Below are 24,265 nucleotides of genomic sequence, written 5' to 3'. Positions count from 1 at the left end.
GCAATATAATATAAAAAACAAGGATATTATTACTATTTTTAATTTAGATTAATGCGGGGATTGGGATTTTAAACAATATTGGAGTAAGATTCATGAAATCAAATGAAAAAATTAATAATCCAACTCCTTTCCTTAAATGGGCTGGAGGGAAAAAACAACTTATTGAAGATATTGATTCAAATTTGCCAGAAGAAATCAAAGAAACAAAAACCATTAAAAAGTATTTTGAACCTTTCATAGGCGGAGGAGCAATTTTCTTCCATTTGATGACAAATTATGATGTCAAAGAAGCATACATCAGCGACATTAACCCTGAACTTATTTTAACATATAATGCAATTAAAAACAATCCAAATGAATTATTAGAGATTTTAGGCAACATTAGAGAGTTTTTCATTCCAAAAACTCATGAGGAAAGAAAGGAATATTATTTGAATGTAAGAAGCGAGTTTAATCAAGCTGTTCCAGATTTTGATTTTGAAAACTATTCTGAAGAACATATTCAAAGAGCAGCCTATACCATTTTCATGAATAAAACTTGTTTTAATGGCTTATTTAGGTTGAATAAGAAAGGGGAATTTAATGTTCCATTTGGGAGGTATAAAAACCCAAACATTTGTGATGTTGAAAATATTTTGGCTGTTTCAAAAGTTTTAAAAGATGTTAAAATCGTCAATGCTTCATTTTTAGCTTCAGAAGAATTTATTGATGATGATTCATTGGTGTATCTTGATCCTCCATATAGGCCATTACCAAATACTGCTTCATTCAACACATATTCTAAAGAAGCGTTTAATGATGATAGTCAGGTAGAATTGGCCAAATATTATAAAAGAATTTCTGAAAAGGGTGCAAAAGCTATTTTAAGCAATTCTGATCCTAAAAACACAGACGAAAATGATAATTTCTTTGATGATTTGTATAAGGATTTTACAATAAATAGAGTCTTTGCTAAACGTTCTATTAACAGCAACGGTGAAAAAAGAGGAAAAATCACTGAAATTCTGGTTAAAAACTATTAGGTGGAAAATCATGGTAGACTATTTAAAATTAGGTTTCAAAACAAATGAAGAGTATTTGGATGAATTTTTTGATACTTTATTAGGTTCCAACAGGACTTATGAATATTATGTTGATTGGGAAAAAATAATTAACAATCTAAAGGCTTCATTAATAGAAATTAGTATTTTAAATAGTTTAAATAAAGTTTCAAGCGATGAATTGGAAGATAAGTTTAGTGAAATAATTAAAAATTACCGTAAGGTAGTTCCACTTTTACCATTAATTTTAGCTATTCGTGATAAAAAAGTCCCTGTTTTTGATTTAGAGGAAAAAGATTATAAAATAATTGATTTTTCCAAAAACAGATTTAAGCACGATGAAATTGTGGAATTTGCAATAAAAACAGGACTTTTGGATTTATTTAACAAAATCGATGATTTGTATTCCTATTTGATGGGAGTCGAAGTAGGTTTGGACACTAATGCTAGAAAAAATCGTAGTGGTCACATATTTGAGGATGTTGTTGGAGAATTGCTGGAAGAAGAATTTAAAAATAAAACAAATGTTAGGATTAATAAAGAGGACTCTTCATTAAATATTGATAGAATAAAACGTTTCGATTATGTTGTTTATGTGGACAACAAGCCCAAATATGCAATAGAATGCAATTTTTATAATTCTACAGGAAGCAAGCCTATTGAAGTTGCTCATGCTTATGCAAACCTTCAAAAAGACTTGGATAAACATGATATTAAGTTTATATGGGTCACAGATGGTTTCGGATGGAATAAAATGAATCAAACAGTTAAAAATGTGGAACCAGATATTGAATATTTGGTTAATTATAGAATGCTGGTTAATCATTTTAATGAGATTTTTGATATTTAATCATTTAATAACTAAATTTTTTATTTTATTATTTAATTATAAAAGTTTCTTCATCAAAGGAAGTTATTCAATAAACGGCTTCTTCTTTGAACTTTTCATTTTCACATTCTTCAATTTCCTTTTCTTTAAAACTGATAAGTTTTTCAACATATTCTATATGTTCCAAATAATCCAACCCTCTTAAATTTTCTAACATTTCTTTTATTCTATTTAAAAATTTCAAATCATTTTTTGGTTTCAATTCATAACTTGTAATTACATTAAATTTTTCAAAACTAATGATTTTAAAGTCATCTAATGAAGGACGGTGTTCTAAAAAGATTTTTAAATAATATATGAATTTATCTTCGCCATATATAATTAAAATTTCTTCAAATAAGATTCTTATTAATTTAATATCTTTATTTAATATGAAATGACATATATATTTTTCTTCTTGGAGTTTTCCTGAATTACAAAGGGGTATTGCAATATTTCGGTGAGATTTTATAAAATGATTTACTATTAGATCAATTTCTTCAAGAGAATAAATTTCCCATATAAATTCAAAATCTTTGTGTTCGTAATGGCCATAGTTTCCATATACATTTGTTAAAAATTCAAATATAAATTCTTTATCAATATCACATAGTATTTTCAAATCATTTAATTCGTAATCTTTATATTCATTGGAGATTTTCCAAGAAGAGATGTAGAATTCTTTTAATAAATCGGTGTTATTTTTGAAATATTCTTTAAATTCACAACAAAATTCCCACCAAATATAATGCTTTTTCTCAGAATTGATAAGATGTTTTGAGAGATATTGTATTATGTTGCTTTCATTTTCTCGATTTTCAATTTTATCTAAATTTTCTAAAAAGATAGGATTATATTTTAGAAAAGAATCAAAATAATGTGTATCAAATACTCCTTTATCAGAATTAATAAACTTTATGAATTCTTTGAATATTTCTTTATCAATATTTTTTTCTAAAATAAATGTAAAAAATATTAGTTTATAATTATTTTTTTCTTCATTAGGATAGATATTTAAAGAAGAATATAATATTTTTGGGTCTATTAATTCGTTTGTTAGTATTTTTTTTATTAAATTATCAATTCCTAAAGTATATTGTTCTTCTACATAATAATTGAAAATTTCATAAAACATTTCTTTATTTATTTCATGCAAAATTTCCATTAAAAGTGAAACATATATGTTATAGTTGCTATCGGAGTAAGTACTAGTTAAATTATCAAGTGTTATTAGAATATTTTTAACATAGTCAATATTTTTGTTCTCTAAATCTGAAATTATTAAGTTTTTTATTTCTTTTTCATTTTTATGATTTTCAACTTCATAATTTAATGTTGTATAAATGTTTATTATATTTAAAACAGCATTATTTTCTTTAAACGAATTTAAGTCATTTGAGGGCATTATATTCATTCTTTTAATGGATTTACAATAGTTTAAATAAATAATATTGGTTAAAATGTTATTTTTGCTTTGTTTATTGAAGAAATCTGAAAAAAGAATTTGTTCTTTTTTTATTAAATCTTCATTACCTTTCACAATACTTCTGCAATATTCATTAATTAATGTGTGTACTTCAGGATATTTACCATATAATGAAAATATTTCGTTTATTGCACTTGTTCTTAAATCACTTAGTTCTTTGGTATGAGGTATTTTAAAACGAATAAATGTTATATTAATATTTTGAATTTGTTGTTCAATATGTTCTTCCCAAAAGAAATTTGTATCTTTTATATAATATAAGAATAATTTTTCTGCAATTTCCTGTTCTTTTGGTGTGTCAAAGTTTTTTAAAAAATCTATTAGGAAAAATTGATTTTTGAATTTATTATCTACGCTTCTTCTATTAAATGTAAATTTATCATTAACTAATTTGGATATATCGAGAAATTTTGAAGATTGTTTTTTGATATATTTGATTGTTATTAACAATGCCTTTTCTGAAATATTTTCATCTAATAAATATAATTTTGATAACAATTCCATATATTCGTAATAATGGTAATGGTAAGCTTTTTGAAGGTTTTGATTTAAATCAAATTCCTCATAATCTAATCCGTCAACATACTTCTTTAAGAAAATAAGGGTTTTGGTGTCATAAAAAGCATAAAACATCTTATAAAAATATAAAAGTTTCTCATTTTTTTCTTCTAAAGTTTCTAATAAATTTTTAGTTATTTCTTTTATTTTTGAATTTACTACTTCAAATCCAAATGTGTTAGTTATGTCTACAATATTGCTGTATATTCTATCAAAGTTGTTGTTCATAAAATAATTTAACCATAAGTTTAAATCAAGAAGTTTATCTTCAATATATGTTTTATAGAAGATATAAGTTGATAAAATGGTGTCAGATATTCTTACAATATTTTTTTCAGCATTGAGTTCAACAAATTCTAATTTATTAAGTTTTTTAATATTGGAGGAGAGTTCTTCGGCGGTAATTGATAATGTTTCTTTTATAAAAGTAATTACTTCAGTATTCTCTTTATCGACATGTCCGAAGAAAGATATGGCTCCAAATGTTTTTTGAAGAGATTCATCAAAATATAAATCAATATTTTTATAATTGTTAAAATAATTTTCATATATTTTTAGTGGAGTTTGGAAATACTCATAATTATCATCCTTAATTATAGGGAGAATAGCCATCATACCAAGACTTGGGTTTCCATCACATATATTAACAATTTTTTCTAAAAATGATTCTGTGGCGGTTAAGTTATTTTCTTTTAAAAGAGATGAAATTAAATTTTTTAAAGTTACATCATCCATTTTTGTTAATTCAATTTTTTCAATTTTGTAATTACTTAATGTTTTTTCAAAAATGGTTTTAAATTGATTTCTTAAGGTAAATATTATTTTTATATCTTTTTGTTCATATTCTTCTAACAGATTAATTATTTCTTCTAAATTTTCAGATGTCTCATCAAAATTATCAAATACTATTAAAAATTTTTCATTATAATCTAATAGAGTTCGAATATTGGTTTTTATTTGGTTATTTATTCTTGTAATAAACACTATTTGATAATAGTGTTTTTCTTTAAGTTCTCTTGCAACTTCTATTGATAATCTAGTTTTTCCTATTCCTTGGTTTCCATATATTGCAATTTTGTTTTTACATAATATTTGTTTGGAAATTTCTTCAACTATTTTAATTTCATTTTTTTCAATACTGATAAAAGGATTTTTAAAATTAGGTCTCATGCCTTTTTGGCCTTTTTCAACAAAACTATTTAAAGAATATATATCCTCAAAATTTAAATTCTTAAAATATTCAAATGAAAATGAACATTTTGATAATTCTAAAGCTAAATTTTGTATATTATAAATGGTTAATTTTATATGTGTTCCATTATTTCCAGTAATCTTTTTTAATTCTTCGTTTAATTTATGTTCGTAATCAGATTTTATTTTGACATTGCAGGCCAATATGACTTCTGCAATTTCTGATTTTGGAATAGAAGTTTTTAAACAATGTTTTAAGTCTGATTTTAACTTTCCCTCAATGCCATTTTGTTGTGTGGTATATTCACATAATACATATTTCCCATCTTTGTTTTTAAAAAGGCTGTCTGGATTTCCTCGTGTTGTTTTATTTTTACCTACTTGGCTTCCATCAGCAGTGCAGGGGATATAACCTTTCCAATATAAAAATTCATTGATTAAATTTTGAAAATCTGATTCGTTTATGCTTTTTAATTCATTTTCTATATTATGTTTTTTAAACAGAAAAACCACCTATTTTTTTTAAAAAATTTGCAAATTATTCTTTGATATCAATTGCTTACATTATTTAGTTATATTGTTATTATATTGTTATTTTATTTATATGTTATAGAATTTAACTTAAACATTTAATATTTTTTAATATAAATTTTAATTATATCATTATAATGTTCATATTTTTTATTTTATGATACTTATGAAAATATTCATATATTTTTATCAATAATGTTTGCTTTTTCAATAATTTTTTATTATTTTTTTATTTTAAATTAAAATAATTAATTATATTCCTAATATAATTATAATAATTACTAAAACTTTTTATTAAAATATACATATGATTCATATTATTATATCTTATAATATAAAACTCCATTCGTATATTTCATTTATAAAAACTTTCGTGATTGAAAAATAAGGTGGATAATATTTATGTAATAACAAGATTATAATAAAATATATTCACTTAATTTGTTTAAATATTAAAAGATTATTTATCAAACAAATCTGCTTTGGGAAGATATCATGACAACACAGCAAAAACAAAAAAGAGCGGGAAAGTACGGCCATAACATTTCAAGAACACGTCATGGGACTTTCCTAATCACAAAAACGATAAAGGGAAAGAGAAACAAGTATGGAACTTTCAAAACACAAGAGGATGCACTTTTCGTAAGGTCATTGCTAGAGGCCAATGACTGGGATATGGATGCTTTTGACAGTGAAAATCCAATATATGAAAACGATTCCAAGTTCTATATTATCAAGCATAATGAAAACGGTAAGCTAAAGATTTATGGAATCTTTGATTCTCTTGAGGAGGCCAAAGCTAACATTTCCAATGACACCAATGACAAAATTCTCAAAAAGAAAAAACCCAAAGCGAAAAAGCCTCATGAAGAAAAAAGTAATGCAAGCAAGTACGGAAAATACATCTACAAAAATCGTGTAGGGAAGTTCATGGTTCAGAAAAACCTGGATGGAGTTCAGAACATCTTTGGATTTTTTGATGCTCCGGATATCGCCAGGTTTGTAAGAGACATTCTAATAGAAAATGATTGGAATGTAGATTATTTCTCATCCCACAATATTTTTGAATTCAATGATGAGTTCTATGTCTTCAAAGTGGTAAGGGGATATCCGAAACTTATGGATGTCTTTTCCAATCTTGGAGATGCGGAATTGGCCAATTTTGATGATAAGGATATTCTGGAACGTCGTGAGAAGCACATCTATAAGAAGAACAACGTCTTTGTTGTAAATAAGCATCTTGATGGTGCTAATTTTCATGCTAAGTTTGATAATCTGGACGATGCTGTGGCTCTTAGAGATATTCTAAATGATGTAGAATGGGATATGGATTATTTGGAAGGTTTGAATAATATCATAGAATTAAACAATCATTTCTGGGTGTTTTTCATGAACGACTCTCTAATGTTGTATGTTCTGGAATCTTTTGATTCTCTAGATGATGCTTTGAAAAACAGGGATTCGTTGATTGAAGAATTCGAACATGAGATTGTCAAAAAACCAAAACACGATAAAAATATCTACAAGCGCAGAAATGGCTTTTCAGTGGTAAAAAGAATCGATGGGGTTTTAACCACTTTCGGAACATTTGACACTCGTGAGGAGGCCATTGAAGCCAGGGATGAACTGATGGCCAACAACTGGAATCGGGATGAAAAGGAAGAAACACTCAATCCGGAGGAGCTCAACGAAATCATATTCTGTCTGACTCCATGGCAGAAAATAGTCTTTGACGCTATCAATGAGTTGAACTCAAACACATTCCGGTTCGAAGACCTGAAACAATTTGAAAAGAACTTCAAACGTTTTACAGCTCCAAGCAAGGTCGATTCAAAGGTTTTGCAAAATCTTGACCAGCTTATCGATCTTGGCCTTTTGGTAAGGACTGATGAGAACACCTATCAGAAGCTTTGGAACTATTAAAAAGGATTTTAATTCTTTCCAATTTTTTCCCCCAAGATTTGCAAAGGGGCCATAAATATCATTTTGAAGTAGCTTTGCCAAATTATAACAACTATTTAATAACAGTAATGACGTAAGTTATATTTAAGGTGGTATAATTTCAAATTTTGATTTTTTAAAAGATAGGTGCAACAGGCTGTATTTCCATGCTTCCAAAATGGAGGAGGCGATTTTTTTAGATTCTTTCACCAGTTCTTCTCATGGAAATAAGTTGATTAATCAAATTCTTAATCTGATTTATGAAAAGGAACTGGTTCAGCCGTCTCCAGATGTTTCAAGCAATTATGATAAGATAAAGGATCTCTTTTATGTTCATAAGGTTATTCCGAGGGAGATTTGGAGTCTTTTGAATTTGGCGAGAATGCAGCGAAATGAGGATACTCATGAGGACTCGACAACTACCGGGGCTTTACATTTGAATAAAATTCTTTTCAACATTCTCACATGGTTTTATAGGAAATATTATGATGATGATTTCATAATTCCGAGATATGATGATCCTGCAGATAATATTAATAAGGATACCATTTTTTCAGTCAATGAATTGAAGGTAGTAATAGAGTCCATGGTTGAAAATAAGGTTTCTGAAATTATTGGTGATGATTCGGATGGAAGCACATTGCCTAATGTTCCTCTGGTTAAGGTTGAGGAAAGCATTCTGGAAACAGACGAGGATTTGAAGTCTTCAAATATTGTGGCTCAGGAGGTTGAGTGCACCGATTCGATTGACTCAAAAGAGGACAATGATGATGGTCCTGTCGAGGACTTGGACAAATTGGAGGACATCATAATAACCGAGGACATTAGTTTTGTAGCTGACGATTCCAACAGCAGAGTGGATGATGAGATTCTCAAATCAGACAATAGTTCCAAAAGGGTTATTGATAAGGTCATGGATTCCTATGAGACAGTCACGGAGGCTATTGTGCCTAAACCTACTTTTGAGGGAAAATCAACTCCTCTTGAGGGTTCTTTATTCGATGAAAAGGGTAATTTGAAATTGCCTAACCGTAATTCCAGTTACGATTCCGCTGACAATTATAGGGATAGCTTTCCAACAAGCAGCCCTTCATCTAAGGGGTCTTATGAAAGCAATTATTCTAACGTTAGGGAGGATAATGATGAGAAAATGCTTCCTAAAAGGAAATCTCTCTTTTTGAAAGCCAAAACCTCTGAAGAATTGTCAATGAAAGAGAGGAGGTTATTGTCAGAGCTTGAAAAAACCAAGATTGATGAAAACATTGCAATCAAAGACAATCTGGTTGTTGTCTTTAACGAGAATCAGATATTCGGAAGATTCAATTCGGATTTCACAGCAAAGCTTATAAGGGATTTGCTGGCTGAAAACTATTGGAACATCAATTTCTTCAACAATCATAACGTCTTCAGGCGTAATGGAATGTTCTATGCTTTCGTTATAGGTGATGAGAAAATATTGTCTTTAGGCAGATATAAGACTTCCAACGAAGCATATGACAAAGTTAAGGAGTACAAGATTGAAAACGATATCTTCTAATTTCAAAGGAGAATCCTGATGAATGTGTTTTAGATTTCAACGTTTTATTTCACCATTTGACGTTCAAACAGAATCAAAAACACTAAAATTCTCCGATTATTTATTTTATCATGTAATTGCTTTCATTTGAAAGGGAGATTATTTATAGTTTTTTCAATAGAATTAGTACTGAAATATGTATTCACATTTTACGCTACATTATGCTGGAAGAATATCGGATGGGTCAGCATCTGGGCTTTTCCCGATGCTGAGGTATTCTTTTCAAAACCTGTTTTTTCAATATCTTAAAATTTATTAGAAGTGAAAAATATATTATTTTTTATAACCTTTAGGTGAATACAATGAAAAAATTCAAGGAACTATTGCTTTTATCAAACCTCAAGAGGATGAGTCCCATCAAGATAAACAGGGATTACGTCCCGATTCTTTCCAGATACGGGAATTTCAATAAGTTTTTAGATTACCTTGAAAAACAGTACTCCATGGAGGATCTGGACAAGGCATTGGAGCTTACTGAGGACATTTTGGATATCATAGATTCGAACCCTCTATTCTCAGCAGTAACCATCCTTGACAAGGAGTATCCAAGCAAGCTGAAGGATCTGGCAAACAAGGCCCCTCCAATTCTCTACACAGTGGGAAACACTGAAATCCTATCAAAGCCGAACATGGCAGTCATAGGAACTCGCAAGCCTGACATCGACACTCAGAACTTCGAGTACAGGTTTGTCCAGAACCTTGTTGAAAGGACAGAGCGTGCAATCATAAGTGGCCTTGCATTGGGATGCGACAAGACAGCCCACATGGCCACCGTTGATATGAGGGAGGATACCATTGCAGTCCTGCCTGTAGGGATAAACAGGATTTCACAGCTTCCAAACAGCAGGCTTGCACAGATGATAGTTGAAAACGGAGGATGTCTCATAACAAGCTTCAAGCCAAATGCAGGGGCCAACAAAAGCAGCTATGATACAAGAAACCAGTATGTTGCAACCTTGGCTGACGGAATATTCGTGGCCCAATGCTCAAGTGAAAGCGGAACAATGAACACTGTTGACTATGCAAGAAAGCGGCACAGGAGGATTGGATGCTTCATGCCTGATGATGTAGGCTCTGCTGACTTTTCAGGAAACGAATTGATTCTCAAGGAATACAGGCATCGTTCTTTTGCAATAAAAAACCAGGATGACTTGGACGGCTTTTTGGAGTTTCTCGTCTCCAGGCCTAAAAAGAGGGATTACCAGTCAACATTGTTGGATTTCATGGGCTAAAAAAAGGAGTGGATGAATTTAATTCATCTTTTTTTTTAATTTTTTTATCATTAATAATTTCTAAGTTTTCTTTCCATATGTTTTTGAAATAATCTGCGTCTTTTACTGTCTTTTCTTTCTTTTAACATTTTTTGATATGCTGGATTATGCTTATTTTCATCATTTTCCAATTTTATTTCTTCTCCATTTTTGATTTGTTCGATGATTATTTTCATTTTTTCTTGTGTTATTTTTGCATGTTTTTTCCCTATGTTTCTGAAATGCTCCTCATCTCTCACTATGTTTTCTTTTCCTTTGAGGTCTTCTGATCTGTATACTGGCATTTGTTTCACTTCCAAATTTAAAACTGAATTGTTATCAATATTCTATAATTTCTTCTATTTAATCTTTATTTTATTATTTGCTTATTAATATTCCAATTTATCAAATTCAAAGAATTATTATTGTTCTATTGCTGAAAAATTGTTTTCATTATGGAAAATTGTTGTCATATGGAAGTATATAAATCTTATTTTTTCAGTTTATAAACAGACAAATATTTTATTATTTCAAAGCTCTTTTATAATTTTGGACTAGAAGCTGTTATTTTCCATTTTGCCATTCCAATCCATTACTTTTAGTTATAATGGCAATACTTATCTCTTCATCAACTGTTTCCAGCTGTTTTAATAATTTTATTTTTATTGAAGTAATTTTTATCAAAATTTTTGCAATTTTGACCAATTCATCATCTGATAAATATCTTACAGATTCAAATATAGGTTCTTCAATATCATTTTTCGCATCATTTAAGGTCAAAATAAGTTGGTCTGCAAGATTTTCATTGATAATTTGATTTAAATTAATTTTATCAATTTTTATTTGAGGATTATCTTTTTTGATTTCTTTTATAAATTCATTAAAGCAAAATTCAATAGTGTCATACCAATAATCAATTATTGTATTTTCCACAGTTTCATCAATCCCATTTAAAAACGTTTCAATCACTTCTTTTTGAGCAAAGGGTATTATTGCACCTACATCAATGTTAGTTTCTTTATTGAACACTTCAAATATTAAATTTCCCTCATAATTCAATATCAAATTAAATTCAATAAATGAGGGGAAGTATTCATTATCATTAAACCCAGTTAAAACTATACAACTTCCATTAAATTTTAGATAATTTGAAAAAAATTTTTTCAAGATTTCTATGGGGATGCCATATTCTCCATTTATTTCATAAAAATCTATATCATAACATTCATTTTTTAAAAACGGCAGTATTTCATCAGTTTCATATTCAGCATATCTGTTTTTTAAGTTTTCAAGACCATATTTTTTAATTTCTTTAATAACATATTTTTTAAATTCATTAATTTCTATCTTTATTTCAGGCTTTGAAAACTTCTTAGTGTTTTCTTCCAAATAAATTATGAAGTCATTTAGAATGTTTTCCATATTTTTCAATTTAGAAAAATCCCTGTTATGCCTATAATCTTTTATCAAAGTTGATAATGGAATGTCCATAAATTCTCCATTATTATAGGTCATCATGGCCATTGCAGGAGCTTTTGATAATTCAAATATTTTTTCTATTCCTTGATAGACATGTTCTCCAATTGTTTGAGCACTATCTGCCGCCAATACGATGCTTTTCTTATTTAAAATTAATATTTCGCTTGTCATGTTAACCTCTAATTTTGGCAATAGCTATTGCTTTTTATCCACTTATAAGATATTTCTAGTTTATCCCAACAAAATATAAGCTTCATAGGTTTTAAATAGGCAAAATTAGGTTCATCCTATGAAATTTTTTCAGCATTGAAAAAACACATTAAAATAATAATTCTTTTATAATAATAAATTCATAATTATAAATAATTAATAATTATTAATTGTGATTTTTGATGTCAAATAAAAGTGAACAACCACAATGGGACAGCTCTCTGGCGTTTCTAATGGCTATGATTGGAGCGGCTGTCGGACTCGGAAATATTTGGAGATTTAGTTATGTGCTCTACAGTAATGGTGGGGGTGCATTTTTCATTCCATATTTCACAGCCATTATCATAATGGGTGTTCCATTCTTAATTTTGGAATATGGAATTGGATTTAGTTTTAGAAAGTCGTTTGCAAGAATTTTGGAACATATCAAGCCGAAACTGGAAATTGTAGGATGGGTTTTGGCATTGCTGGTTTTTGTCGTATGCTGTTATTACCTGGTTATTGTAGCTTGGGACCTGATTTATCTTGTTGGAAGCCCATTCCAGGTATGGGGAAATAATCCTGGCCTTTTCTTCTCACAATCTGTAGGTGGAGGAGCTGAATTGGGCGGACTTGAAAGGGTTATCCTTCCGTCTGTTGCTGGTGTTGCAGTAATGTGGTTCATCATCTGGTTCATTTCACACAGGTCAGTTGAAAGCGGTATCGGTAAGGCCTCTAAAATGCTTATTCCGCTGCTTTTCATCATCATGGCAATCATCGTTGCATTTTCATTTACACTTCCAGGACATGAAATAGGTCTTGACGTGCTTTTGCGCCCTGACTGGTCAAGCCTTACTCGTGTGGACATCTGGATTTCAGCATTTGCACAGATCATCTTCTCCCTCTCAATGGGACAGGCTATTGCTATGACCTATGCAAGCTACCTGGACAAGAACGCCAGATTGAACGACTATGTCTTGCTTGTAGTTGCATCCAACTCAGGATTTGAAATCTTCACTTCCTTCGGTGTATTCTCAATCTTGGGATTCATGGCAATGAATGCAGGAGTTCCAATCGAGAAGCTCATTACAGAAGGAACAAGCCTTATCTTTATCGTGTTCCCAACAATCTTTGATGCTATGGGCGGTATTGGTAGGGTTCTTGGACCGTTGTTCTTCCTTGCAATTCTATTTGCAGGTATCACATCTGCTGTAGGTTACTTCGAACCTCTTGCAAGTTCATTGGCGGACAAGTTCAGAATATCCCGTAAAAAGGCAACCACAATCCTCTGTATTGTAGGGTTCTGTATTTCATTATGTTTCACATCTGGAATTGGAAGCTATCTTGTAAGTATTGTGGACGGATTCGTAAACGAGTTCGGTATCTTGCTTATCATCGCAATCCAATGTATAATATTCGGTTGGATCTATGGTATTGACCACCTGGTTGATATTCTCAACAAAAATTCAATGTTCAAGGTTGGAAAGGCTTGGATAGCTGACATTAAGTACCTCCTTCCAATTGCACTTATCATCATCTGGGTTTGGGGTATTTCCTCATTGTTGATGAAGATGGAGCCTTTGGAAGCGATTGTAGGAGTTATTCTGGTAGTGGGTATTTTGGCCGGAGGAATATTCCTTACAAAATACAACAAGAACATTCCAATGGAAGACTAGAAATGCTTTAATCGGCATTTTTCCTTTTTTTTTATTTTTAACAATAAGTATTTTAATCCAGAAAATATCATAATATTATTTTTTTTTTATTTTCACTATTTTACCGGTATTCGTAGGTATAACAACTAATATATATAGATAAAAAATATAATATCTATTACAAAACGTTTTGGTGAAAAATATGCTTGGTGAAAAGGAACTTACTAAATTGTTTCCTGATTTTGAAGATTTAGTACAACCTTCGGGTATTGATTTAGCATTAGATAAAATTTATATTCAGAAAGGAGAAGGTTCATTGATAGACAATGAAAAGAACCTTCCGGATATTGAGGAATTAGAAGGACCCGTTTTTACTTTAAAACCACACACTGCCTATCTGGCCAGTATCGATAGGAAGATTAAGATTCCAAAGGGATATTCAATGCTCTATCTTCCAAGGTCAACCCTTTTAAGATCTTTTGTATCTGTTCAAACAGCGGTAGGGGACCCTGGATTTTTTGGAACTTTGATGTTTATGATTCATAATCATGGGGATTATGAATTTAAAATAAAAAAAGGCGACAGAATAGCTCAAGGTGTTGTTTTTGAGGTTGAAGGTTCTGGAGAGTATAATGGCAGCTATCAGGAGGTGGAAGAATGAATGCAGCTCATAAACTAGTTGAAATTTTAGAGGAAAATGGAATAGAATACATTTTTGGAATTCCTGGCGAACAGATCCTTCCATTATACGAAGCACTTCAAAAATCATCAATAAAACACATTCTGATGAGACATGAGCTTGCGGCCGCTCATGCTGCAGATGCATATTCAAGAATCACAGGTAAGCTTGGTGTATGTATTGCAACTGCAGGTCCTGGGGCATTGAATCTGGTCATGGGAGTGGCTACTGCATTTAAGGACAGGGTTCCGATGCTTGTAATCACTGGAGACAATCCAACATACAACAAGTATGGGGACGAGTTTCAGGCTTTCCCGTTAGGGGACATTTTTGAACACGTTGCATTGGAATCATATGATCCGGACAATGCTACAGATGCAATCACAGACCTTTATGAGATTTTCGATGCGTTTGAGGTTTATCCTCGCGGTCCAAAGCATCTAAATCTTTCAAAGGACATTCTGCTTGAAGATGACTACGAGGTTATAAAGGGCAACTACATAGCTAACTTCGACTATGGAAACACATGCATCCTTCAGCAGGTGATAGCCAGCGCTTCAAAGCCTGTTTTCCTTTTAGGTTCTGGAGCTATCCGATCAAGGGACAGGATAACTGCAATTGTCAAGGAACATAACATTCCGGTTCTGACAACATTCACAGCTAAGGGAATCATTGACGATTACGACGAATTGAATCTTGGATTGGCTGGAATCAGGGGTTCTGACAGGTCAGATTATGCAATTGAAAATTCTGACTGCATCATTGCATTGGGAACCCGTCTTACAGCAAGAACAATCAAAAACATCGATGACATTGAGGACAAGCTGATACATGTCAACATCAACGACCTTGTGCTTATGGGTGACTATCCTTATCATGGCCATGTTGCGGATTTCCTCGACGAAATCAAGTTTGAAGGGGATTACTCAGATTGGTTTAAGGAGATTCTTGAAATTCCTCCAACAGTGTACACCGAAGGTATTGATGACGATACAATTCCTTTACGTCCCCAATCAGCAATCAATTCAATATACAAGGTCTTTGACGACAATGTAATAGTCTCTGATGCAGGAAGTCACACTAGCTGGACAACCCTTTTAAAAACCAGTAATTCTGCCTACAAGCTCCTTTATTCAGGAGGATTTGCACCTATGGGTTATGGTATTCCTGGAGCTATCGGTGCGGCAGTTGGGGTTCCTGACGAAAAGATCATTGTAATCAACGGTGATGGCGGATTCCAGATGAACGTTCAGGAATTGGCTACAATCAAACAGTACGGCCTCAACATAATGATTTTCATTTTAAACAACAATGAATACGGCATTATACGCCAGTACGAAGAAAGAGTATATGATATGAAGCCGTATGCAACAGAACTGATTAATCCCGATTTTGTGGAACTTGCAGAATCATATGGAATCAAGTCAGTCAAAATCCAATCCAAAAAGGAACTTGAAATGTTTTTAGATGAAAATAAGGACACCAAGTTTCCTTATGTTGTAGAGATTGTTGTAGGTAGGGAATTCATTCCTAAACCTAGAGATTAACATTTTCTACAAACTTTTTTATTATTTCTTCTTTATCCTCATATTTTTCATTAAAGCTAAAGTAGAAATAATCCTCATTTTTTTTATAGATTATTCCCTTTTCTTTCATCTCGTAGCTTGAGAGTCTGCTGAGGTAATATCTGATTTTGGTTTCATATACGAGGTATATGTCACAATCGGGAACGTTTATCCTACAAAATTCAATGTTTTCCACGGTGATGAACTTCTCCTTGATTTCAGCTACCGTGTGCTCTATGAATCTTGTAATGTCGTTGTGGGGTTCAATCATTATATTGCCTCTCTTATAAGTTTCAAAACATTTTTATCCCTTAGCAGCTTCAATGTCGGGATTATCATTTTCAGCAGATTTATTCTGATATCGACTATGCCTTTAAAATCAAATACTGGTCCATTAAAACATGGAGTCACACTCAACTTTGTATTATTTAATGCAGTATTTGGAAATACAAGAAATGCCCACATGTAACCAACATATTTTGCCGTTGACACGTAGCTATTCAAACCAAAATCCAAATGACTTTCCAGTTTTCTGACATTCAATGACAAGATCAATTTTTTCAGGAATTCCAAAAGGCTTCCAATGCAGGGTTCAACCATATTAAGGGTAATCTTTCTTTTCTTTTTAGACTTCTCTTTATCTTTTTCATCCTTTGCTCTTGGATATTCCACGCCGTAAATCTTTATTCTAGAAAAAACAAGTACTTCAAAGGTAAAGTTAAGTTCGGATCCTTCTTTTGAGAAATTGCCTACAAGGTCAACTCCTAAATGGAGAAAAGCTATTATGATTAGGATGACGGCTATTAGGATAATTTCAACAATCAAAAGAAACCACACTTTCAAAAATTGTTTTGATGAAGTTTATTCTTCATCAGTAGTTTTAAATTCAGGCTCGATGAATTCAGCTTCATCAAAGTCTTCATCTTCTTTTTTAGGTTTGATGACGAATTCATTTATCAAGTCGGTTACAATCAAACCAAGGTCACTAAGAGCCTTATTGACTTCATTTCCTCCGGTAAGGTTTATCACACGAATTCCTTCAATGCCTTCCTTGTCCTTTGGAATAATTACCATTGAAACCGGTTCGGCACCTGCACCTGCACCAACAATGTCATTTGATTCCTGGCCTAAGAGGTTTTGACCGCTTCCGAATCCGAATCCTGCTCTCATAACTGGAATGAGAAGCTTATCTTCAGTTTCAATAGGCTCGCCAATGAAATTTTCAATATTAAGTAACTTCTGAAGCTCTTCAACGGTTGTCTTAACGTTTGTATCTTCCATATTTTCACTCCTTGAGTAATTAATATTATATATTCATTCCATATAATATTAATCATACGAAAGTAATCATGTTTACTATCGATACGTTCAAACGGTTGGAAAAAAAAACAGCTAGTCACGACAATCCTGTCCTAAAGGTTATAATAAATATGGTAAATGGCAAGGATTTCATTTCAGCATTTCTTGAAGGTTTAAACTTAAGTAAAATTTTAGAACTTTTAATTAGGGATTCGGATTCCTAATTATTGCTATTTTTTTAAAATCATGATACGATATCATTGTTAAGAGTTTTCAAAAGAAAAAAAGAAAAAAAGAGAGGATTCCATTCTTAAGCAGAATAGGAATCTGCAATTGATGCTACACCAGCACCAGCTTCGTCAATTACACCTAATTCTTTTAAGGTCATTCCGATAGCTCCAAAGGTTTGGAGTAATTCCTTGTAGGAAATGTTTCCCATATGACCTATTCTGAAGATGTTTCCTTTTAGGTGATCTTGACCACCAGCTAATTCAACACCATACTTGTCACGTGTGGTTCCTCTAAAGTCAGCGTCGGTAATTCCTTCAGGCATTTTTACAGCAGTTACTGTAGCTGAGGATACGTCTTCGTCTGCGAACAATTCCAATCCGAGAGCTTTAACCGCATCTACACTAGCTTTTGCAGCTTTGTGGTGACGTGCGACTCTGTTGTCTAAACCTTCCTCTTTAACCATTTTCAATGCTTCGTTCATTGCATATGTAAGTGAAACGGATGGTGTGTAAGGTGTTTCTGGAGGAGTTTTGTCTCCGCTTTTCTTGTAAGCCTTCATGTCAAGGTAGAATCCGTTAGGAGTAACTTTTTCAACTTTGTCCCATGCATCGTCGCTTAAGGTAATTGCAGCCATTCCAGGTGGTGCTGCTAGACATTTCTGTGAACCGGTAACACAGACATCGATTCCAAAGTCATCTACCTTTACTTCATCCCCACCAAGGGAAGATACGGTATCTACGATGTACAATGCATCATAATCCTTCATAACTTTTCCAACTTCTTTGATTGGAGCAGCTACTCCAGTGGAAGTTTCATTGTGGACAACAGTAATAGCTTTAATGTCTTCATCAGCATCCAATGCTTCTTTTACAGCTTCAGGTGTAACTGCAGTTCCCCATTCAACAGCTAACTCTTGAGTATCGATTCCATGAGCTTGAGCTATTTTCATGAAACGTTCACCGAACTTTCCACCTACAACGTTCAATACTTTTTCACCAGGGTTTAAGACGTTACTGATAGCTGCTTCCATTGCAGCGGTTCCGGATCCGGTAAGTAGGTAAGCCTGATTTTTGGTTTGGAAAGCATCAGCCATTAATTCGCTTGTTTCAGTTAAAATTTCTCCGTATTTAGCACTTCTGTGGTTAACAACAGCCTGTGCCATAGCGTTGAGCACTCTAGGATGCACTGTTGTTGGTCCTGGAAGCATTAATAAAACATCGTCCATTTTCAATATTCCTCCATTAATAAAATAAATATAAGATAGCTTTTAGCTAATTAAATTTTTAATTTTTATACTTTTTAAACATTATCTTTTTAGGATTTTGTTTAGTTTTATTTTTTAAAATTTAATTTCATTAAGTTTTTCAAGATAATAATTGGTTATGTTCATTGTTTCAGCGTTTATTATTTACTTTAATCATCATATTCAATCATGTTCTTTACAATTTCTTAATTCATAAAACATTCTATGCTTTATATAGTTAGTTGAACAAATATTATAACTAATGTCTGAATTTACTTTTAAAAGAATTTTTAATTATTTTTTTGGTTTATTTTTGATTACTTTGGGGGTTGGCTTTTCAATAAAATCCAATCTTGGTTCAACTCCTGTAAGTACAATTCCCTATACTATGGATCTTATTTGGGGAATCGAAATAGGGATTGCAACAATAATATTTCATGCAATTCTTGTAGGTATAGAATTGGTCCTTTTGAGGTCTGACTTTAAGCCAAAACATTTTCTCCAGGTCTTTGTAGGGGTGCTTTTCGGATGGTTCACATCAATTTCAGTATCTCTGACTGCAATGTTACCTATCCCAAGCAATTTTTACATAAGCATTGCATTGATTGTTTTGAGTACTTTTCTGGTGGCTTTGGGGCTGTTCTTCTATGTTCCGGCAAATATCATTCCATTGTCTGTAGAGGGTGTAACTCAGGCAATCGCTATTGTGTCAAACCAGCCTTTTCCAAAAATAAAGGTATTGTTTGACGTTACAGTGGTGGCAAGTTCTGTAGTGCTGTGTTACCTGTTTCTGGGAATAATTGGGGGAAGCGTAGGAATCGGAACTATAATTTCTGCCTTGTTTGTAGGAACCACATTGAAATACATACAGAAACTCCATAGATATGTAACAGGTCAGCCAGTTGACCTAAAAAAGATGTAGATTATGTACAAAAGGATACCATTATATTTAACAGGTTTATTTTTAATGACTATTGGGGTAGCATTTTCATTTAAATCAAATCTGGGATCTTCTCCAATCAGCTCAATTCCTTACTCAATTTCACTTATCTGGGGAATTGACGTAGGTACAGCTACAATAGGATTCCATATAATCTTGGTTTTTATTGAATTTCTGCTTCTAAGAAAGGATTTTCAAGCTAAATTCCTGCTTCAGATAGTTGCAGGTGTGATTTTCGGATGGTTTACAAACATTGCAGTTTATCTTGTAGGTTTCATACCCGATTTCGGAATTGTAGGATCATTCGTATTTTTAGCTATCAGTATCGTAATTGTGGCCTTTGGAATCTTCCTGTATCTTCCTCCCGACATAGTGCAGCTGGCAGGGGAAGGTGTTATGCAGGCTGTTGCAATCGTCTCAAACCAGCCATTTCCCAAAGTCAAGGTTTTGTTCGACTCCTCAATGGTTGTGATCTCATTCTTGATGTGCGGATTTTTCATAGGAAATTTCTTTGCAAGTGTTGGCATTGGAACGGTATTGGCAGCTATCCTTATTGGAACAACATTGAAATACATTGTCAAAGGATTTAAGTTGTTGACAGGCAGAACAGTGGACTTGAAACAGATGTAGCTGGCTATTTTTAGTTTCAGTCCAATGCAATTTTCAAAGCCCTCAACAATTTTATTATTTTAAATAAATTTTTCTAAATGCTTTAAATTTTATTATTTCAAATAATATTGCTTTATTTCAAAAATTAAGTTTAAATAATAGTTTAAATTATATATTACCTCATGAAGGTCTTTGATCAACTTAGAAATATCATGAATTCTGACGGCTTTGACAGATATCATTTTCGTGACAACCATCAGAAGGGTTTTTGCGAGGAGGACATCAACGCAATCTTGGAGATCATGGGTGAAGACGAAAGGATTGACAAATTCATAGAATCCGAACTGACTGATCTTGTTAGGGGAGCTATGGTTGCCGACAGGGTTGGAATCAGCTTTGAAAACAATCTGTTGTATAGCATTGAATTTGAAAGCACCAAACCTTCAAAAAAGGCATTGCGAAAGCATGCATTGTATGTTGCAGCTATTGGTGAAATACATGAGGAGCCTATAAAGGCGATTTCATTTACTATTTCAGAATCTGAAAAGAGAGTGGATGTGGTTGACTACGGTTTGGGAAGCAAAATAAAAATAAATGTAAAGCCATATTACTCCATTGACGGTGAAGAGCAACTGGAGATAATTAAAAACAAGCTGAAGAATAATGAAAATATAAATAGATTAGATATAATATTTTTATCTATAGGATTTGATGCGAAATTCAGCCGTGAAAAACGGGAAATATTTGAGGATTTTATAGCTATTATAAATAACATCCATAGGGACAATCTTGTTAGCAATCAATATCTTTTGGATAATTTAATGATGCGTACGGTATTTGAATGTGAAAATACATTTGATGAGGATGAATGTGAGGAAATATTAGAGGGATTTGACATGGAATTGGTTTCTAGAGATTACGTGATTAATTTTGCAAAAAACGAAGGTAGAAAAGAAGGTAAGAAAGAAGGGTTTGAAGAAGTTGCAAAAAACCTGTTGGTTGAGAATGTTGATTTGAATACTATTATTAATTGCACTGGATTAACTAAGAATGAGATTATGGAATTGAAGAAAACTATTTAATTGATAGTTTTCATTACTATTTTTTATTTTTTTTATAATGTTTTTTTACTTACTTTTATTTGACTGCAATTTTTAAAATCAGTATCAATTTTATTTTTTGGAATAAATTTTTCTAAATGCTTTAAATTTTATTATTTCGAATAATATTATTTTATTTTTAAAAATAAGTCATAAAATGCATAATATATAAATATGGTGTAAAATTATATTGTTATTTGAGCTACAAAAGCATTGTTTAAAATTGATGTTGATTACGAATTTTTAATTTAAAATATTTTGGTGATTGGGTATGGAATTTGTTTCTAGAGATTATGTGGTTAATTTTGCAAAACAAGAAGGTAGGAAAGAAGTGGCAAAAAACCTGTTGGTTGAGAATGTTGATTTGGATATTATTATTAAGTGCACAGAATTAACTAGGAAGGAGATTATGGAATTGAAGAAAACAATTTGAAGTCATTATTATCATTTTCAATTCCAAAATTCCAATTATATTTAAAACAAATGCATTACAAATTAGTTAATCAAGGTGTTAATTATGGAATTCGGTCTTTGGCAAAGATGGTATAATGATATTCTAGATGATTTCGGATTTTCACAGGAAGATGACGAATACTGTGCAAAACAATTGGATGAGATATTATTTAAACAGAATCCTCTTACATTGGATGATTTGTATTTAAAAGTAACAAACAATAGAAAAATAGACAAATGCATAGTTTTTGGAGCTGGACCTTCATTAAAAAACAATATAATCGAACTTAAAAATGACTATGATCTTAATGACTATGTTCTAATAGCTGCTGACGGCGCCACCACCGCATTAATCGAGGAGAGGATAATTCCAGATATCGTTGTCACAGATTTGGATGGGAAGCTGGATGATATCCTGCTTGCAAATACAAGGGATTCCGCTGTTGTCATCCATGCTCATGGAAACAATCTGGATAACATTATAGATTACACTCCTTATTTTGATAATGTTTTGGGAACAACCCAGTCAAAGCCTCATGGAAATCTTTATAATTTTGGAGGATTTACAGATGGGGATAGGGCAATTTTCCTGGCTGTTGCATTAGGTGCACAGGAGGTATTGTTGGCTGGAATGGACTTTGGAGATATTGTAACCCAGTATTCAAGACCAGACAATGAAAAGTTTTTGCAGGAAGCTGATGATATCAAAAAGAAAAAGTTGGAATATGCAGAAAAATTAACAAATTGGGTCAGTGAAAACACAAATGTTGATATTTTATTTTTATAACTCTTTTTTTATTTTTTAAGCAATTTTAAGGCCTTTTTGTTATATTGTCCGTTTAAAAATAACATTATTTTTATACTAGTTTTAATATAATATTCAATCATGGGAATTGAAGATATTTTAATGCATGACGAAAGCTTATTTTCCAATATCAATGCTTTTGACCCTGATTATATGCCTCCTAACTATAATTATAGGGATACACAGATGGAAGCTATGGCAATGGCAATTAGGCCAGCTATCGGTGGGGGAAAACCATCAAATTCTGTGGTTTTAGGGTCTTGTGCAACTGGAAAAACAACAGCTATGAGAAAGGTATTCGAGTTGGTTGAAAAAAACACTGAAAAGGTAATATGCGTTTACATTAACTGCCAGTTGCATACAACTCGTTTTGGAATATTTTCACAAATCTATAAAAAGATTTTTGGCCATTTGCCTCCGGAGACAGGAGTTCCTTTTTCTAGAATCTATGGTCAGGTCATGCAGTATCTTCAAAAGGAAGGAAAAGCTTTAATAGTGGCTTTGGATGATGTGAATTATTTATTCCAAAGTAAGAATGCTAACAAGGTATTCTATGATTTGTTAAGGGCTTATGAAGAGTATCCTGGTGTTAAGGTAGGTGTTTTTGCAATATTGTCTGACCTGGAAATGAGATTTGCACTTGACAAAAACGTAAATTCAGTTTTCATTCCTCAAGACATTACTTTCCAGCCATATTCCTATAGTGAAATAGAATCAATTCTCCGCGATCGTGTAAATGCAGGATTTTTTGCAAATGTTATGGATGATGACATTCTGGAGCAGATTGCACAGTACACATTCGAAAGTGGTGACTTGAGAATCGGTATCAATCTTTTAAAATCAGTTGGAAACATTGCAGAGGCCGATGCCGCAAAACAAATCACTCGGGAGCATTTGGATAAGGCTATTGAATCATTGGTTCCAGTTAACCTAATTGAAACAATCAAGTCCCTTTCAGATGTTGAAAAGACTTTGCTTAAGTTCATAATGGATAGTGATGAGATTTTAACAGCTGGTGATCTCTCTGAACTATTTAAAAAACAAGAAAATGTTAGCTATGCCACTTTCAACAGGACTTTGGAAAAATTAGAATTCTTAAGATTGATTGATACTAAATTTACTGGTAAGGGCGTCAGGGGAAATTCCCGTGAAATAATCCTTAGGTTTAATCCGAAAGAAATAGATTGTATTAAATTATAAAGGAAAAAGATTTAAAGGGATATTAATACTATTGCTGGATTGTGTTGGCTTCTTTTTCCTTCATATTTAATTCTGTTGTATGAACATTATTTTGCATGGTTTATTTGCAGTAATGTTCGGCTCAGGGTTTGGTAGAATCTTTAAATAAAATAAGGATTTGGAGCCATTACAACAGAGATTACTGATAAAAGTAATATTGCTGCAACTGCAAATATTACCATGCAAGCTTGAATGTCAATTGAGCTAAATCTTATGCTGTCGTCAAATGTATTTTTTTTCCTCAAATCTGCTTTTATTGTTGTATCGTAATTTTTCATCATTTTTATCACATCGCTAATTTAATATTGTAAAAAAATATAATATAAAGAAAGAGAAAG

General features: G+C 31.9%; 23 protein-coding genes. 15 read left to right on the top strand and 8 right to left on the bottom strand.

Annotated elements, in window-relative coordinates; genetic code table 11:
• The first annotated feature begins 92 nt into the window (after nucleotides 1-92).
• Both Q4P18_RS03165 and Q4P18_RS03160 read left to right on the top strand, forming a co-directional pair.
• Complete coding sequence (locus Q4P18_RS03165; protein ID WP_303335473.1) at nucleotides 93-1,022, top strand: DNA adenine methylase; 930 nt, start codon at nucleotides 93-95, stop codon at nucleotides 1,020-1,022.
• Between the two features lie 10 nt (nucleotides 1,023-1,032).
• Nucleotides 1,033-1,890, top strand: a complete 858-nt coding sequence (locus Q4P18_RS03160) for a DpnII family type II restriction endonuclease (RefSeq protein WP_303335470.1) — start codon at nucleotides 1,033-1,035, stop codon at nucleotides 1,888-1,890.
• Between the two features lie 67 nt (nucleotides 1,891-1,957).
• Here the strand turns inward: Q4P18_RS03160 and Q4P18_RS03155 are convergent, their stop codons facing one another.
• A complete protein-coding gene (locus Q4P18_RS03155) occupies nucleotides 1,958-5,656 on the bottom strand; it encodes an ATP-binding protein (protein WP_303335468.1) in 3,699 nt (1,232 codons plus the stop codon).
• A gap of 513 nt (nucleotides 5,657-6,169) precedes the next feature.
• On the opposite strand from Q4P18_RS03155, the gene Q4P18_RS03150 reads away from it, so the two are divergent.
• From Q4P18_RS03150 to Q4P18_RS03140, 3 genes are all read left to right on the top strand, one after another.
• Nucleotides 6,170-7,597, top strand: coding sequence for a hypothetical protein (locus tag Q4P18_RS03150; RefSeq protein ID WP_303335465.1), 1,428 nt, complete (start codon nucleotides 6,170-6,172; stop codon nucleotides 7,595-7,597).
• Between the two features lie 250 nt (nucleotides 7,598-7,847).
• Nucleotides 7,848-9,152, top strand: coding sequence for a hypothetical protein (locus Q4P18_RS03145; protein ID WP_303335462.1), 1,305 nt, complete (start codon nucleotides 7,848-7,850; stop codon nucleotides 9,150-9,152).
• A gap of 341 nt (nucleotides 9,153-9,493) precedes the next feature.
• Nucleotides 9,494-10,423, top strand: a complete 930-nt coding sequence (locus Q4P18_RS03140; RefSeq protein ID WP_368660180.1) for a DNA-processing protein DprA — start codon at nucleotides 9,494-9,496, stop codon at nucleotides 10,421-10,423.
• 50 nt (nucleotides 10,424-10,473) lie between these two features.
• Here the strand turns inward: Q4P18_RS03140 and Q4P18_RS03135 are convergent, their stop codons facing one another.
• Both Q4P18_RS03135 and Q4P18_RS03130 read right to left on the bottom strand, forming a co-directional pair.
• Nucleotides 10,474-10,746 (bottom strand): hypothetical protein, encoded by a 273-nt coding sequence (locus Q4P18_RS03135; protein WP_303335460.1) that lies wholly within the window; start codon nucleotides 10,744-10,746, stop codon nucleotides 10,474-10,476.
• A gap of 259 nt (nucleotides 10,747-11,005) precedes the next feature.
• A complete protein-coding gene (locus Q4P18_RS03130; protein ID WP_303335457.1) occupies nucleotides 11,006-12,112 on the bottom strand; it encodes a hypothetical protein in 1,107 nt (368 codons plus the stop codon).
• Nucleotides 12,113-12,312: 200 nt separating this feature from the next.
• On the opposite strand from Q4P18_RS03130, the gene Q4P18_RS03125 reads away from it, so the two are divergent.
• The 3 genes from Q4P18_RS03125 (at nucleotide 12,313) to Q4P18_RS03115 (ending at nucleotide 15,990) form a co-directional block, all read left to right on the top strand.
• Entirely contained in the window at nucleotides 12,313-13,785 is a 1,473-nt protein-coding gene (locus Q4P18_RS03125) for a sodium-dependent transporter (protein ID WP_303335455.1), read from the top strand.
• 181 nt (nucleotides 13,786-13,966) lie between these two features.
• Nucleotides 13,967-14,425, top strand: a complete 459-nt coding sequence (locus Q4P18_RS03120) for a deoxyuridine 5'-triphosphate nucleotidohydrolase (protein ID WP_303335452.1) — start codon at nucleotides 13,967-13,969, stop codon at nucleotides 14,423-14,425.
• A complete protein-coding gene (locus Q4P18_RS03115) occupies nucleotides 14,422-15,990 on the top strand; it encodes a thiamine pyrophosphate-binding protein (RefSeq protein WP_303335448.1) in 1,569 nt (522 codons plus the stop codon). The genes Q4P18_RS03120 and Q4P18_RS03115 overlap by 4 nt, the downstream gene beginning before the upstream one ends.
• Here the strand turns inward: Q4P18_RS03115 and Q4P18_RS03110 are convergent.
• From Q4P18_RS03110 to Q4P18_RS03100, 3 genes are read right to left on the bottom strand one after another with little or no spacing between them, the layout of a single operon-like run.
• A complete protein-coding gene (locus Q4P18_RS03110; RefSeq protein ID WP_303335446.1) occupies nucleotides 15,980-16,279 on the bottom strand; it encodes a hypothetical protein in 300 nt (99 codons plus the stop codon). The genes Q4P18_RS03115 and Q4P18_RS03110 overlap by 11 nt on opposite strands.
• A complete protein-coding gene (locus Q4P18_RS03105) occupies nucleotides 16,279-16,845 on the bottom strand; it encodes a DUF2953 domain-containing protein (RefSeq protein ID WP_303335915.1) in 567 nt (188 codons plus the stop codon). The genes Q4P18_RS03110 and Q4P18_RS03105 overlap by 1 nt, the downstream gene beginning before the upstream one ends.
• 24 nt (nucleotides 16,846-16,869) lie before the next feature.
• Nucleotides 16,870-17,289, bottom strand: coding sequence for a GerW family sporulation protein (locus Q4P18_RS03100; protein ID WP_303335443.1), 420 nt, complete (start codon nucleotides 17,287-17,289; stop codon nucleotides 16,870-16,872).
• A 68-nt stretch (nucleotides 17,290-17,357) separates the two neighbouring features.
• Between Q4P18_RS03100 and Q4P18_RS03095 the strand changes: the two genes are divergently transcribed.
• Nucleotides 17,358-17,531, top strand: a complete 174-nt coding sequence (locus Q4P18_RS03095; RefSeq protein WP_303335440.1) for a hypothetical protein — start codon at nucleotides 17,358-17,360, stop codon at nucleotides 17,529-17,531.
• 86 nt (nucleotides 17,532-17,617) lie between these two features.
• On the opposite strand, the gene Q4P18_RS03090 is transcribed toward Q4P18_RS03095, so the two are convergent.
• The gene (locus tag Q4P18_RS03090; RefSeq protein WP_303335912.1) at nucleotides 17,618-18,763 is read right to left on the bottom strand and encodes an alanine--glyoxylate aminotransferase family protein; all 1,146 of its coding nucleotides are present in this window, start codon (nucleotides 18,761-18,763) and stop codon (nucleotides 17,618-17,620) included.
• Between the two features lie 331 nt (nucleotides 18,764-19,094).
• On the opposite strand from Q4P18_RS03090, the gene Q4P18_RS03085 reads away from it, so the two are divergent.
• The 6 genes from Q4P18_RS03085 to Q4P18_RS03060 all read left to right on the top strand — a co-directional run bounded on the left by Q4P18_RS03085 (nucleotide 19,095) and on the right by Q4P18_RS03060 (nucleotide 23,888).
• Nucleotides 19,095-19,703: a DUF6198 family protein gene (locus tag Q4P18_RS03085; RefSeq protein ID WP_303335437.1), complete on the top strand. Its 609-nt coding sequence runs from the start codon at nucleotides 19,095-19,097 to the stop codon at nucleotides 19,701-19,703.
• Between the two features lie 45 nt (nucleotides 19,704-19,748).
• On the top strand, nucleotides 19,749-20,351 hold the full coding sequence (locus Q4P18_RS03080; RefSeq protein WP_303335435.1) for a DUF6198 family protein: 603 nt from the start codon (nucleotides 19,749-19,751) through the stop codon (nucleotides 20,349-20,351).
• 191 nt (nucleotides 20,352-20,542) lie between these two features.
• On the top strand, nucleotides 20,543-21,412 hold the full coding sequence (locus Q4P18_RS03075; RefSeq protein ID WP_303335432.1) for a hypothetical protein: 870 nt from the start codon (nucleotides 20,543-20,545) through the stop codon (nucleotides 21,410-21,412).
• A gap of 289 nt (nucleotides 21,413-21,701) precedes the next feature.
• Nucleotides 21,702-21,863, top strand: coding sequence for a hypothetical protein (locus Q4P18_RS03070; RefSeq protein ID WP_303335430.1), 162 nt, complete (start codon nucleotides 21,702-21,704; stop codon nucleotides 21,861-21,863).
• A gap of 84 nt (nucleotides 21,864-21,947) precedes the next feature.
• Nucleotides 21,948-22,670 (top strand): 6-hydroxymethylpterin diphosphokinase MptE-like protein, encoded by a 723-nt coding sequence (locus tag Q4P18_RS03065; RefSeq protein ID WP_303335429.1) that lies wholly within the window; start codon nucleotides 21,948-21,950, stop codon nucleotides 22,668-22,670.
• 99 nt (nucleotides 22,671-22,769) lie between these two features.
• Nucleotides 22,770-23,888, top strand: a complete 1,119-nt coding sequence (locus tag Q4P18_RS03060) for an ORC1-type DNA replication protein (RefSeq protein WP_303335427.1) — start codon at nucleotides 22,770-22,772, stop codon at nucleotides 23,886-23,888.
• A gap of 140 nt (nucleotides 23,889-24,028) precedes the next feature.
• On the opposite strand, the gene Q4P18_RS03055 is transcribed toward Q4P18_RS03060, so the two are convergent.
• The gene (locus Q4P18_RS03055; RefSeq protein ID WP_303335424.1) at nucleotides 24,029-24,205 is read right to left on the bottom strand and encodes a hypothetical protein; all 177 of its coding nucleotides are present in this window, start codon (nucleotides 24,203-24,205) and stop codon (nucleotides 24,029-24,031) included.
• Between the last annotated feature and the right edge of the window lie 60 nt (nucleotides 24,206-24,265).

The organism is Methanobrevibacter sp., assembly GCF_030539665.1.
GTDB lineage: Archaea > Methanobacteriota > Methanobacteria > Methanobacteriales > Methanobacteriaceae > Methanocatella.
Note: the sequence above shows the minus strand (reverse complement) of the source record. Positions and strands in the feature narration are given on the sequence as shown.